We start from the raw sequence: 13,083 nt of genomic DNA, 5'->3' as shown, positions 1-13,083 counted from the left end.
ATTCATCTCTCTTTATTTTTAGATTAAGTGTTTTAAGCGTTTCTGCATTGCGACGAGAAATAGTGCTCTGTGTGGTGAATAAGCGTTTTGCACACTCTTCGCCAGATCTAAGCCAGATTTGAAAATCAAGATATTTCAGGTCGGCGATACTAATCAACTACCCTAATCCTGGTAATTTATACCATTATTGTAACTGAACCCGCCTCTGCGGGCAATCTTTTTATCGGCTTTATGCGTTTTCGGTATAATTTTTTGTGGGGCTGGGGTGGGTTAGCTCGTTTACATTAATTAATGCCTTTTGGTTCTCTCAAGGTGGAATTTGCCTTTTGTTGGTTTTGTCTTTGGGTTGCCGAAAAAATCTCGATTACTGCTTGTCTGCTTATCTCTGGGAGGATAAAGGCAGAACTCAAGCCACTCTTATCCCCTCTCGACCCCACTCCCGCATTTTCTTCTTTGTCGATCCAGCTTGCGCTGCATTCGAGCTGTGATCCCCAGTTCAGCTCCTCGCCACATTCGATCCATCTCACGGGTGAAATGTGCTGCAAGTTGTGGTGACTCAATGACCAGCAGGGTTTCGTCGTTGGTGTGAGCGGCAGAGGGCGACCAGTTGAATGATCCTGTGATCACTTTGCGGTTATCGATCACCGCGAACTTGTGGTGGAGTTTGTCGCCGCGAGCAAGGCCAGGGGTGCCGACGCCTTGGAGTGGTTTGGTTAAGGGTTGATTGCCTGCCTCTAATTTGCAGAAGCGATCGGGCAGGGCCACCCCGAGAAGATCAAGCACTTCTGAAAAGGACCGGCTGGCAAAGCCAGGGTCAGCAAGCAGCCGAAGCCTCACGCCAGCGGAAACCCTGTCGGCAAGTTTGTTGGTGAGCTGCTGCGCCGAGAACACGAACAAGGCCAGGTCAATCGTTTGTTTGGCGCTGCTTAGTTGACCCGCAATCAGATCAAGTCCATGTCCTGGATCTGTTTTTGCATGGGGTGGAAACAGCACATTGATTTTCACGGGTCCCACCTTGACCGTTTGCAGAGGCTGGGCCGTTTTGTTGCGTCCAAAGCGACTGTCGTTCGATCCGCCAGGGCCATCTCCCCACATCTGAGCAAACTCTTCTTTGAAAACAGCAGCTAGAGCTTCACTTTCAATGTCGATCAGATGATTCACATTGCCGCGCGTTTGGGTGGCTCCAGCATCACCATGGATGCCGGAATTGGTGAAGTTGGCGCTGCCAGTGATGACGCGTTCAGCATCGATGGTGACAAACTTGTGGTGCATCAGGCCGCTCCCTTTGCTGCCGTCTTCGGTGTCATCAATCCAAGGAATCTGTCCGTTCTGAAGGATGAGTAGCGCATCGTGTTTTCGTGCTTCTTCCGAACTCACAACACCATTTCGATCTTGATCGGCCTGCGCTCTCAAGCGTTGAAGTCTTTGGCGTCCATGACCACTGAGGTCGAGCTCATGAGCTTGGCTCCATGGGGTGCTGTAGTTGTTTTCTAAAATGACTTTGACGGTCACCCCTCGGCGGGCTGCGGCAACAAGACTCTGGGCAATCTGCGGTAGGGAAAGTTCTTGGACCGCTACTAAAATTTCTTCGTCTGCAGACTGAATCCCCTCAATCAGCATCTGTTCGAGATTGTCGCCATTTCTCCATTCGCCGCTTAAGGGACTTCGATAGCGACGGTCCCTGCGGTGGTTAAACCCGACATCGATCCCATCTGGTAAGGCCAGATCGATTGGCCTCTGTCCGAGCACAACACCAGCTCGGCTGCAACCACTGGCTAGGAGGCCAAAAGCAGTCGATACGATCAGCTTCCGTAAAGGAAGCCTGGGTTGTGATCGATTCACAGGGGAATGTTCGCTTCTCAGACTGAGAGTTCCACCCTCAGTGCGGCATCTCAGATGTCCGCAACATGGCGACAAACCAAAGAGTGCTCAAAACGAGCGCGACACCCACACCGGCGCCGATCCCCACTTTCGCCATGGTGATCGGCACAAGGATTGGGAAGGCCATGGCCCCTGCTAGGGGAGTGATCGCAACAAACCAACGCAGCATTGAGGAGTTCAGAATCAGAACCACTCAGCGCGTGCTTCGCTAGCGGGATTGCTGTTGTCTTCCGGTGTTACACGCTCAAAATTGAGGGTGATATTGCGCTTCTGTTCGCCATCAGCAGCCGTGGCTTCGATGGCATAGACCTCCTCACCATCGCGGAATGGCACCTGAATGCGGAAGGTGCCGTCGCTCGAAAGGGGCACATCTTCTTTGCCAATGGTGAGACGTGCCGATGGATCCGTTGCGCCGTAAACGATCAGTTCCGCATCGGCAACGAGCCAAAACGAGCGCTGACGGGGAGCGACTCCACCCAGGCCGGACTCATTGCGTCCGCTGGCCCATAGGCCAACTCCTGAATCATTGAGTCCACGCTGATCGGAACCCATTGAATCGCTTTCATGAAGGATCTCGGAGCCAACGCGGCGACTGCGGAAGTGGGTCGTGGCGCTTTGATAAAGACGCTCGTGCAGCTTGCTGTCGGTTGGTTCTGGATCAGCCCCAGGCATGGTCATCGGCTGCACGGGAGCGGCAGCAGGTGTGGCATCCAGGCTGAAGGGGACAAACTGATCAAGAATTTGATCGCTTGGGTGAAGGGCTGGAACCCTTGCCACAGAGGAGAAGGCCAGGGAGATCCACTTGTTCTCAGACTTATATCCAAGTTCAACGCGGTAGTCGCGATCGCAAAGAGGAACAGGCAAATGCCACTCAGTGCTGTGGCTATCAACCGGCACTTCTTGGAGCGTGTGAGGGTGGGATGAACCGTTCTCAAGTCCGGTTACATCGGCGAGACGCAGGCACAAGAAGGCGGCTCCTTCTGATTGAGCTTGCCGTCGATCGCTATCGGATATTTCCCAAAAAACGTAGGCCCACTGGGGATCTCTCGGTAGGAAAACGACCCGGGTCGTTGCTTCGGGCATGGAGGGAGCACGCAGCTCTGCCTCCATGGCTTCGAGATCGCCATCGCGACGATCCTGGCGCTCGGCGATAGCGCTAACGAGATCCTCCTTGCTCTTTCGGCTGTAGAGGGTGACCCCCAGATCACTTGCCATCTGGCGGAGCTGACGCAGCGTCAGGCGAGCTAGAGATGAGAGGGCTTGCGTCACGGACAACCAACCGAGTTTCTTCGGGATCAGTTTGCAGCCAACTTCCATTTTTCAGACATCTTTCATTGCTGTGGTCAGCATCTTCTGACTCCAGACCCCTGCTCTTGAGGTCTCAGTTGGCTGCTCCCACGCGCTGGACTCACAAAAAAAGGGGCCTGATGGCCCCCTCGACTTTCCTAGTTTTCGCAATGCTTTTGCGTGATTCAGCGGCCGATGCTGCGGTAAGGAACCTTGGAGATGTAATCGATATCGGCACTCCCGCTGGGGGCGGCCCCGCGAGCGCCAGAAAGACCACGGACCCAAGGCAGGTAGTCCTCGGGGAAGCCGCCGCGCTTGATCTTGGCGCGGGCCGGGATCGATTTGACCGTGCCGGTGTAGATGAACTGGGGGAACCCAAGAATTCCGCGGTAGTACTCGTCGTAGCGAGGACTTGTGATGTTGAACGGTGTGTCTCCTAGCTCTCGTCCGGGGAGTACGCGGTTGCGCTGATAGGGGACCGTGTCGTAGCCAAAGGCGTCGAGATATTCCTCACTGTCGAGCAGCGCATCGACCATCCCGGTCACGCCTTTGGTGGCAATCACGATCGACCAGGCGATCTCTTCTGATTTACCGCTTGTCTTCCGTCCCAAAAGCTTCTCTACGAGATGGCGAACCACCTTGTAGTTGCTGTTGAAGCCATAAAAACTTCTCTGGAAGGTGTCGGAGAGGCAGAGGCCACGAACGAAATCGCGGACAGTGATCTGACCGTCTCGGAGCTGGGATTCCAGATTCACGTCCCGATCGGACTTGAAGGCGTGGAAATAAATCTGCCTGTAAGCCCCTTCAATCACGGACTTCAAATTGTCCGCATCCATGGCGATGTCCATGGAATAGGCCCGTGGCACCTCTTCGGATGCGACCCGTAGCGCCGCCACCCTTGAATTTTGGGTGATCGGTGCGTACTGCAACAGAGGAATGGCCACGCAAACTTCAACATCCTTCGTTTGTGATCGTAGAAGAAGAGTCCGGTGCACCTCTTCCTCTCCGGTCAGCACTCACAGTCCGTAATAGTTACCGCGGTCTGTTTTTACCAGCCGAATGGGGCTGAAAGGGGTTGCAATGACGCGTCCTTGGCCCCAGCTGGCGCCTCTGTGATGTCCTCGGTGTCGTCGCTTAAGCGCGTTTCCATGCAAAAGGAGGCGTTGTTGGAAAGCCCTTCCACCGTGCTGGATCGCAGCCTTACGTTCGGGCTGGTGAACCAGAAGCGCTCCCAGACGGTCATGGTCTCGTAGCTGGTGCAAAGGATGAGACCGTCCTGTTGATCCATTTGGAAGGTTGAGGTGGCCGGTGCTTTTTCGGCGTAGCCCAAATCGCGAAGCAGGGTGCCGCTGCGTCCGTCATCGCCATCTGGGATGAGACCAAAGATTGTTTCTCCGTCATGGGCGTCGCCGTTTTGATCCCAGGCCATCGAGGCGCTCCAACGCACAAAGCTTCCTCCTGCAATGCTCCCCGGGGAGTGACCGTGTTGTTCAGCCAGTGTTTGCAGGCGTTGGTCGTCGGGATCGAGATCTTCCACAACGATGAGGGATCCACCCGCCTCTGCTCGTCGGTGCAACAGGTGATGAACACTGCGTTGCGATCGCCAACGACCGCAACTCTGTTGAAAGAAATGGACAGCGTTGGGAATGGCCGAGGTCATGAGGGGGATGACGCCTGTATTGGATGATCGCAGTTCGAAGGGTGCTTGTGCGGCCCCTCCAGCCTGGCTTTGCTCGCCCTGGTGCTGGCTTCAATGAGCGCTTCCAGGTTGAGTTCCAGCGGGGAGAGATCTTGCTGTTTGGCGAGATCTTCGAGCTGCTGCGCTGCCGCTAGAAATTGTTTGAGAAGTAAGTCGCGGAACTGGGGTTCATCCAAAAATTGTGGCTGCTGCAACAGCCATTGCTCGAGCGTGCGTCGGTCTGGAAGGGGACCTGATTGACGCGGATCTGCGATGGCTTGAAAGCTGCGTAGGCAGTGGGCCAAGAGGCGAAGGTGGTGGCGATCGAGGTTGGGAAGCAACGTGGCTTCAATCCGCTCGGCATCAGCTCGAGACAAGGGGCCTGCACCGAAGATCGACTGTTCAGGCATGGGTTAGTCCTGTTTAGGGGCAATGCTGAATCCACAGGAATGTCCTGATTCCAGGCGCCAGTGCACGCGCTCGACCAGACAGTCGGGAAAGGTGTGCCTGATCAGCTGCAGCTCTTGATCACAGACCGCTGGATACTCCTCGGCAATTCTCTGCACTGAGCAGTGAAATTCACTGATGCACCAACCCGGACCCGTGGGGGCTGGCTGCATGTCGCTGACGTAACCCTCCTTGAGGCGGAGATTCACCAGCGCGCGGACTCTCTCTTCGAGCGGTGCATTCCCCAGATGTTTGCGATAGAGGGTTGCTTTCTCCAGAGCTTGCTGGCGGAGGAGATCAGCCATCACCTCTGGTGACAAGGTCGCTGCCATGGACTCAAGCAGACCCAAAGCGAAGTTCTCGCTGCCGTCAGGGAAGTGCTGGTGCCCTTTCGCTGTGAGTCTCCACAGGTTGGATGGACGCCCAGGGCCGTCTGGCGTGGGGCTGGCTTCCACGAGTTCTTCGTCCTCAAGACTGCGCAGATGCCGGCGCATGGCTTGCACAGAAATTCCCAATGTCTGTGCCAATTTCGCCGCACTGGTTTCGCCCTGCCGGAGAAGCAAGGTGAGTGTGGTCTCGCGGGTCGGGGCCTGAGCCTGAGCTCCCATGGGATGAAGCTGTTGAACTCACCATGCCACGGGAAGGCCGGAATCGGCGTGTGAATCCGCCGTCGCCTTCGTCAGGGTTAACGACGATTGGACCGATCTCTGCTCAGCGGGTGTTCGCCCCTTCAGAATGATGGGGTCTCCGGACGATGGATCAGTGCCCTAGTCTCCTAGAAACGAAACCCTTTTGTTTCGTATCTCGGTCCTGGCCTGACCCTTGGCCGGGGTGTAGTCAGAGTTCCACTCTGACTACGTCCTCTCCTTTCCCCCCTTGAGCCCAATGTCCGATGCGTCCGCTGGCAGCACAGAGCCGACAGCTGAAAGCCTTGAGGTCATTCGCAAATTTGCCGAAACGTACGCCCAACGAACCGGCACTTATTTTTGTAGTGATCCCGGAGTGACGGCAGTTGTCTTAAAGGGTCTTGCCAAGCACAAAGATGATTTAGGTGGAGCGCTTTGCCCTTGTCGTCATTACGAAGACAAACAAGCTGAGGTCTCCCAAGCCTTTTGGAATTGTCCTTGCGTGCCCATGCGCGAGCGGAAAGACTGCCACTGCATGTTGTTTCTCACAGAAGACAATCCCTTCCGCTGCGAGGACCAGACCATCAGCACGGAAACGATTCACGCCACAGCAGGTTGAAGTCCATGACCAGTACCTCCACACGCGATCTCGTTAGTCAGCCGTACAAGTACGGGTTTGTCACTGACATTGAAACCGAGAAGATCCCCAAAGGTCTAAGCGAGGAGGTGGTGAAATTGATTTCTTCTAAGAAAAATGAGCCGAAGTTCCTCCTTGATTTTCGGCTCAAGGCTTATCGCCATTGGTTGAAGTTGGAAGAGCCTGATTGGGCTGCGTTGGGCTATAAAGCCATTGATTACCAGGATATTGTTTATTACGCAGCGCCAAAGCAACAAGAGAAAAAGCAAAGTCTTGATGAAGTTGATCCCAAACTTCTTGAAACATTTGAGAAATTAGGGATTCCTCTGAGCGAGCAAAAAAGATTGAGCAATGTGGCCGTTGATGCTGTTTTTGATAGCGTTTCGATTGCTACCACCTACAAGGAAAAGCTTGCAGAACATGGAGTGGTATTTTGCTCCTTTAGTGAAGCTGTTATTGAACATCCGGAGCTGATCGAAAAATATCTTGGTTCAGTTGTTCCTAGCAGTGATAATTACTTTGCGGCATTGAATTCCGCTGTCTTTAGTGATGGGTCTTTTGTGTTCATTCCTAAGGGCGTGGAATGTCCCATGGAGCTATCTACCTATTTCCGAATCAACTCTGGCGATACTGGCCAGTTTGAACGCACGTTAATTGTTGCGGAAGAAGGTGCGTCGGTGAGCTATCTGGAAGGGTGCACGGCTCCGATGTTTGACACAAATCAGCTTCACGCGGCTGTTGTGGAATTGGTTGTTTTAGATGATGCCTCGATTAAATATTCCACGGTTCAAAATTGGTACGCTGGTGATGAGAATGGTGTGGGTGGTATTTATAATTTTGTGACCAAACGCGGTCAGTGCCGCGGTGATCGCAGTCGTATTAGCTGGACGCAGGTGGAAACGGGCTCAGCTATCACTTGGAAATACCCAAGTTGCGTGTTGCAGGGTGCTGATTCGGTTGGTGAGTTTTATTCCGTTGCTCTTACGAATAATTGCCAACAAGCAGACACGGGAACAAAAATGGTTCATGTGGGACCACGAACTCGTTCCACAATTGTTAGCAAAGGGATTAGTGCTGGTCGGTCAAGCAACAGTTATCGAGGCCTTGTGCAAGTTGGTCCAAATGCCAAGGGTGCTCGTAATTACAGCCAATGTGATTCGATGCTGATTGGTGATCAAGCTGCCGCCAACACGTACCCCTACATTCGCTCCCAACAGCCTCAAGCTGCGATTGAACATGAGGCCAGTACCTGTCGCATGTCGGAAGATCAATTGTTTTATCTCCAAAGTCGAGGCATTGGCTTTGAAGAAGCTGTGTCGATGATGGTGAGCGGTTTCTGTAGGGATGTGTTTAATCAACTTCCCATGGAGTTTGCGGCTGAGGCCGACAAGCTTCTCGCCCTCAAGCTTGAGGGTTCGGTGGGCTAATCCCAGCACCAAGCTTCTTAATACTCGTTTCTCTCTTCCTTTTCTTCTGACGTGATTCGTCCTGACGCCGAGCCTCTCCTTGAAATCAATGACTTGCATGCGTCCGTTGAGGGCAAGCCGATCCTGAATGGGGTGACCCTGACGGTGAAAGCCGGCGAGATTCATGCCGTGATGGGGCGGAATGGCAGCGGTAAGAGCACGTTGTCCAAGATTTTGGCCGGACACCCCGCTTACAAGGTGACATCGGGTTCCGTGCGCTATCTAGGCCGTGACCTTCTTGAGCTGGAGCCTGAGGAGCGTTCGCGTCTTGGTGTGTTTTTGGGATTCCAGTATCCGATTGAGATCCCTGGAGTGAGCAACCTGGAGTTTCTGCGGGTCTCCACGAATGCTCGGCGCGAGAAGCAAGGCAAGGAGGAATTCGACACGTTTGATTTCGACGATCACGTGCGTGAGCGCTTGCAAGTGGTGCAAATGGACCCTGCATTCCTGGAACGCAGCGTGAATGAAGGTTTTTCTGGTGGCGAGAAAAAGCGCAACGAGATTCTTCAGATGGCCCTGTTGGATCCAGTGGTCGCGATCCTCGACGAAACCGACTCTGGTCTGGACATTGATGCCTTACGCATCGTTGCTGGCGGTGTGAATCAGTTGGCGAGTCAGGACAACTGCACGTTGCTGATCACCCATTACCAAAGGCTTTTGGATGAGATCACTCCCGATTACGTGCACGTGATGGGGGCGGGCCGCATCTTGCGTACAGGCGGGCGTGAGTTGGCTCTTGAGTTGGAAAAAATCGGTTACGACTGGGTGGATCAGCAGCTCGCGGCCGAGGGGGTGGCCTAACGATGGCGATGCCCGAGGGTTGGTTGACACAGCTCCCTGCACCAGCGGGGACACTCGAGCCAGTTCAGCGCCGAGGACGATTGGCGCTGTCAGAGCAGAGCTTTCCCACTAGGAGACAAGAGGCGTGGAGACTCACGGACCTCACTCGCCTAGAGGCCCTGTTTCAGCTGTCACTCGCTGATCAAAGGAGTGATTCCTCCAGTGCAGATAGCTGGCCGCCTGTTCCTGAGCAGGCCCTGAGGCTTGTGATTGATGGCAGCCAGGACCCCCTGCAGGGGGTGGCATTGCCGGAAGGAATTTCGTTGCTCGAAGGGGCTGAGTTGGAGCAGGCCCTCGGCCATACTCTGTCCCGCTGCCGCTGCGCGTCGGATTGGCCGGTGGAGCTGAATCACGGAGTAAGTCAGCAGATTTTGGCGTTGCGCATCCGCGGCAAAGTTCCACCGGTTGAGCTGGTGATGGTCGCGTCCGACGCCATGTTGGTTCCAACCAGGGTTTTGTTGCTGGTTGAAGAAAAAGCAGAGCTCGAGTTTCTTCAGGTTGTGAGCGCGAAGGGCCAGGCTGCCCATAGTCATCTGCTCGAAATTCATCTCGGCCAGGAATCCAAGGTGAATCACGGTTTGCTTGCTTTAGGGGATGGTGGCGAGGCTCTGCTCGCCAACCTGGCTGTGGAGCAAGAGACGCGCAGTCATTACTCCCTGGTTTCCGTGTCTCAGGGCTGGTCGTTCGGGCGACTGGAGCCGAGTGTTGTGCAGGTGGATGGCCAGGCTTCTGCTTCTATTCATGGTCTTTCCGTCACCGCTGCTGACGAGCAGTTTGCGGTTCATACCGCTGTGCGCTTTGAGGGGCCTGAGGGCACGCTTGACCAAGTGCAAAAAACGATCGCTGCCGATCGTTCTCACAGCATCTTCAACGGAGCTATTCAAGTGCCCAGGCCGGCGCAGCGCACCAATGCCTCCCAGCTCAGCAGAAACTTGTTGCTCTCTGGGCGCGCCCGCGTGGATGCCAAGCCCGAGTTGGAAATCGTGGCCGACGATGTTCGTTGTACCCACGGGGCCACCGTGAGTCAGCTTCAGGAGGATCAGCTTTTTTACCTGCGCAGCCGCGGCATTACGCAGTCTTCGGCCGCAACCTTGCTGCTGCGTGCCTACTGCAAGGAGGTTTTGGACCGCTTGCCTCTCAATGCCTCGCAGCGCTGGTTGGGCGGCAGCCTGCAGGTCGGAGGGATGACCCCATGACAACACTTCCCCGTAACGCCCCCGTAACGATTGCGGAACGAGTTCGTGTCGATTTCCCGATTATTGACCAGGTCTCAGGATCTGGTCAGCCCCTGATCTATCTGGATCATGCGGCGACCAGTCAGAAGCCCCGTGTCGTGCTCGATGCGATTCAGCACTACTACGCCTGCGACAACGCCAATGTCCATCGGGGAGCTCACCAGCTCAGTGCCCGTGCCACAGAGTCGTTTGAGGGGGCTCGTTCGATTACCGCTGGCTTGATCGGTGCATCCAGCGCGAAAGAAATCGTGTTTACGCGCAATGCCACCGAAGCCATCAACCTGGTGGCTCGCAGTTGGGGTGATGCCCAGCTGAAGGCTGGGGATGAGGTGCTGCTCACCGTGATGGAGCACCACAGCAATTTGGTGCCTTGGCAATTGCTCGCGGAACGGACGGGTTGTGTGCTTCGGCATGTGGGGGTGACCCCTGAGGGCACGCTTGACCTAGCGGACCTGCGGGATCAGCTCAATGAGAGAACACGCCTGGTGAGCTTGGTGCACATCAGCAACACCCTGGGGTGCTGCAATCCGATCGAAGAGATTGCAGCCCTTGCCCATGCTGTTGGGGCCAAGGTGTTGGTGGATGCCTGTCAAAGCCTGGCGCATAAACCCATTTCGGTGCAGAGCCTTGGCGCTGATTTCCTCGTGGGCTCTTCTCACAAGCTGTGTGGCCCCACTGGAATGGGCTTTCTATGGGCTGCGGAAGAAACGTTGATGGCGATGCCGCCCTTCCTTGGTGGTGGCGAAATGATTCAAGAGGTGTTCTTGGATCACAGCACCTGGGCGGACCTCCCCCATAAGTTTGAGGCGGGTACGCCAGCCATTGGTGAAGCGATCGGCATGGGTGCTGCCATCACCTACCTGCAAACGCTTGGATTCGATGCGATTCAGGCGTGGGAGGCGGAGCTCACCACCCATCTGTTTGGCCGGCTTCAATCGATTGATGGTCTGCGCATTCTTGGCCCTACGCCTGAGCAGCAGCCTGATCGTGGAGCCCTTGCCACGTTTGTGGTGGAGGGTGTTCATGCCAACGACATCGCGGCGATGCTGGATCTGGCCGGCGTTTGTATTCGCAGTGGTCACCATTGCTGCCAACCGCTGCATCGTCTCTACGGCGTGACGGGATCAGCCCGGGCAAGCCTCAGTTTTTGCACGACGCACGCTGAGATTGATCGCTTCGCTGATGAGCTGGTCAGTGTGATCGACTTTTTTCGTGAGCATGGCTAATTCCTTTCGCCATTAGTGCGTGGAACAGTCCATCTTGTTTTTGGTTGTCCTTGGTGGACGCACCGATCGAAGCTTGATTGAGCTGCATGATGTGCGCTTCGTAGCGGGCCGCTGCATCGAAGACACCTATCCCGAGCTTCGTCGCCAGTGGTTTGGTCGCCGTCGCGGGTTGCATCTCGACAGCTACATGGCCGTGCATTGCATTGATGGTTGGCGCGTCACCCTTGAGATGGAGCCTTCTTCTGCGCAGCAGCGTCTGTGGTTCGTCAACCTCGGGGCCTATCAGCCCGACTCCCTTGCGGAATTGCATCGCTTTGGACTCGTTGTGGCCTCCTCGCCGCAAGCCGCGAAAGCAACAGCCAAGAAGCGCTGGTTGCTAGATGCCCTTGAGCAGCACAAGGACGATCTCAGTGCCGTCGACGATTGCTTGGCGATTGAACAGTTGTCCTTGACGGGGAGCAACGGTGTGTACGTGCATCTCCATCGCCAGCAGGATGGTGAAAGTCAGAACCAGGTCCCTGACTGGTTTGGATATCGACCGATTTGATCAGCTTCACAAAGGGTGTCTGCGCTTCTAAATCCCTGAGTCGTGTGCATCGGAGAATGGAAGAAGCCACTCGGCGCTTGCCGTTGATTCAACCATGAACATTGATGGCCAGGCTTGGCGGACGATTTGGCTTGAAGCCGATCAGCGTTCCGTGGGTGTGATCGATCAGACCCAGTTGCCCCATCGCTTGATCACCCGAACGCTGACGCGTTGTGATCAAGCGGCTGAGGCGATCAGCACGATGGTGGTGCGGGGCGCACCATTGATCGGTGTGACCGGCGCCTACGGCTTGATGCTTGCCCTGCAAGACGACGCCAGCGATGCGGGCTTGGGCCAAGCCTTTGATCAGCTCAACGCCAGTCGCCCTACAGCGGTGAATCTGCGTTGGGCCTTGGAACGGGTTCGTGATCTGGTGCAGCCTTTGCCCGAAGCGGAGCGAGCGGCGGCAGCACGGCGGGAGGCGGCGCTGATTGCCGATGAAGACGTGGCGATGTGCGAGTCGATTGGGGTGCATGGGTTCGATCTATTCCAAGCGCTGGCAGAGCAGCGACCTAGCGCACGACAGAACGAGCCCTTTCAGGTGCTCACCCACTGCAATGCGGGCTGGCTGGCGACCGTTGACTGGGGAACGGCTTTGGCACCGATTTATAAGGCCCATCGCGCTGGGTTGAACATTCATGTGTGGGTGGATGAAACCCGGCCGCGCAATCAAGGGGCCTCGCTCACGGCCTATGAGTTGGCGCGGGAGGGGGTTCCGCACACCGTGATTGTGGATAACGCAGGTGGTCACCTCATGCAGCATGGACAGGTGGATGCTGTGATCGTTGGGACCGATCGCACCACGCGCTGCGGCGATGTCTGCAACAAAGTTGGCACCTACCTCAAGGCCCTGGCGGCTCACGACAACAACGTGCCTTTTTATGTCGCCCTGCCGACGTCCACGATCGACTGGCGTCTTGCGGATGGGGTGGCAGAGATCCCGATTGAAGCGCGTTCTGCTGAGGAGGTGACGTCCATTCAGGGGCGAGTGATTGCGGGGGAGTCGGCCGGTGAAATTGTGAGCGTGCAACTCACGCCTGATGGTTGCGCTGGGTTTAATCCGGCGTTCGACGTCACCCCGGCGCGGCTTGTGACGGCTCTGATCACCGACCGTGGTGTGGCGCCGGCCACTGAAGTTGGCCTGAAGGAGCTTTACAACCGTGGCTGATTCAGG

General features: G+C 55.7%; 14 protein-coding genes. 7 read left to right on the top strand and 7 right to left on the bottom strand.

The window, feature by feature from the left end; genetic code table 11:
• Positions 1 to 417: 417 nt before the first annotated feature.
• The 7 genes from SYN8016DRAFT_RS11035 to sufR all read right to left on the bottom strand — a co-directional run bounded on the left by SYN8016DRAFT_RS11035 (position 418) and on the right by sufR (position 5,901).
• Entirely contained in the window at positions 418 to 1,842 is a 1,425-nt protein-coding gene (locus SYN8016DRAFT_RS11035; RefSeq protein ID WP_006854496.1) for a phosphatidylserine/phosphatidylglycerophosphate/cardiolipin synthase family protein, read from the bottom strand.
• Positions 1,843 to 1,879: 37 nt separating this feature from the next.
• Positions 1,880 to 2,050 carry a hypothetical protein gene (locus tag SYN8016DRAFT_RS15585; protein ID WP_006854495.1) on the bottom strand — a complete coding sequence of 57 codons (171 nt, stop codon included), beginning with the start codon at positions 2,048 to 2,050 and terminating at the stop codon, positions 1,880 to 1,882.
• Between the two features lie 14 nt (positions 2,051 to 2,064).
• Entirely contained in the window at positions 2,065 to 3,198 is a 1,134-nt protein-coding gene (locus SYN8016DRAFT_RS11025; RefSeq protein WP_006854494.1) for a DUF4912 domain-containing protein, read from the bottom strand.
• Positions 3,199 to 3,353: 155 nt separating this feature from the next.
• Positions 3,354 to 4,112 (bottom strand): phycobilisome rod-core linker polypeptide, encoded by a 759-nt coding sequence (locus tag SYN8016DRAFT_RS11020; RefSeq protein ID WP_038014535.1) that lies wholly within the window; start codon positions 4,110 to 4,112, stop codon positions 3,354 to 3,356.
• 104 nt (positions 4,113 to 4,216) lie between these two features.
• Positions 4,217 to 4,828 carry a phycobiliprotein lyase gene (locus SYN8016DRAFT_RS11015; RefSeq protein WP_006854492.1) on the bottom strand — a complete coding sequence of 204 codons (612 nt, stop codon included), beginning with the start codon at positions 4,826 to 4,828 and terminating at the stop codon, positions 4,217 to 4,219.
• Entirely contained in the window at positions 4,825 to 5,256 is a 432-nt protein-coding gene (locus tag SYN8016DRAFT_RS11010; RefSeq protein WP_006854491.1) for a hypothetical protein, read from the bottom strand. The genes SYN8016DRAFT_RS11015 and SYN8016DRAFT_RS11010 overlap by 4 nt, the downstream gene beginning before the upstream one ends.
• 3 nt (positions 5,257 to 5,259) lie before the next feature.
• Positions 5,260 to 5,901, bottom strand: a complete 642-nt coding sequence (sufR, locus tag SYN8016DRAFT_RS11005) for an iron-sulfur cluster biosynthesis transcriptional regulator SufR (RefSeq protein ID WP_006854490.1) — start codon at positions 5,899 to 5,901, stop codon at positions 5,260 to 5,262.
• Positions 5,902 to 6,178: 277 nt separating this feature from the next.
• Here sufR and SYN8016DRAFT_RS11000 point away from each other — a divergent pair, with 277 nt between their 5' ends.
• From SYN8016DRAFT_RS11000 to mtnA, 7 genes are all read left to right on the top strand, one after another.
• Positions 6,179 to 6,538: a ferredoxin-thioredoxin reductase catalytic domain-containing protein gene (locus tag SYN8016DRAFT_RS11000; protein WP_006854489.1), complete on the top strand. Its 360-nt coding sequence runs from the start codon at positions 6,179 to 6,181 to the stop codon at positions 6,536 to 6,538.
• Between the two features lie 5 nt (positions 6,539 to 6,543).
• Entirely contained in the window at positions 6,544 to 7,983 is a 1,440-nt protein-coding gene (sufB, locus tag SYN8016DRAFT_RS10995) for a Fe-S cluster assembly protein SufB (RefSeq protein WP_006854488.1), read from the top strand.
• Positions 7,984 to 8,034: 51 nt separating this feature from the next.
• The gene (gene sufC, locus SYN8016DRAFT_RS10990) at positions 8,035 to 8,823 is read left to right on the top strand and encodes a Fe-S cluster assembly ATPase SufC (RefSeq protein ID WP_006854487.1); all 789 of its coding nucleotides are present in this window, start codon (positions 8,035 to 8,037) and stop codon (positions 8,821 to 8,823) included.
• 2 nt (positions 8,824 to 8,825) lie between these two features.
• Entirely contained in the window at positions 8,826 to 10,058 is a 1,233-nt protein-coding gene (sufD, locus tag SYN8016DRAFT_RS10985) for a Fe-S cluster assembly protein SufD (RefSeq protein WP_006854486.1), read from the top strand.
• Positions 10,055 to 11,323, top strand: a complete 1,269-nt coding sequence (locus tag SYN8016DRAFT_RS10980; RefSeq protein WP_006854485.1) for a SufS family cysteine desulfurase — start codon at positions 10,055 to 10,057, stop codon at positions 11,321 to 11,323. Before sufD ends, SYN8016DRAFT_RS10980 begins: the two co-directional genes overlap by 4 nt.
• Positions 11,324 to 11,342: 19 nt before the next feature.
• Positions 11,343 to 11,870, top strand: coding sequence for a DUF1543 domain-containing protein (locus SYN8016DRAFT_RS10975; protein WP_006854484.1), 528 nt, complete (start codon positions 11,343 to 11,345; stop codon positions 11,868 to 11,870).
• A gap of 94 nt (positions 11,871 to 11,964) precedes the next feature.
• Complete coding sequence (gene mtnA / locus SYN8016DRAFT_RS10970; RefSeq protein WP_006854483.1) at positions 11,965 to 13,077, top strand: S-methyl-5-thioribose-1-phosphate isomerase; 1,113 nt, start codon at positions 11,965 to 11,967, stop codon at positions 13,075 to 13,077.
• Positions 13,078 to 13,083 lie beyond the last annotated feature (6 nt).

It is taken from the genome of Synechococcus sp. WH 8016, assembly GCF_000230675.1.
GTDB lineage: Bacteria > Cyanobacteriota > Cyanobacteriia > PCC-6307 > Cyanobiaceae > Synechococcus_C.
Note: the sequence above shows the minus strand (reverse complement) of the source record. Positions and strands in the feature narration are given on the sequence as shown.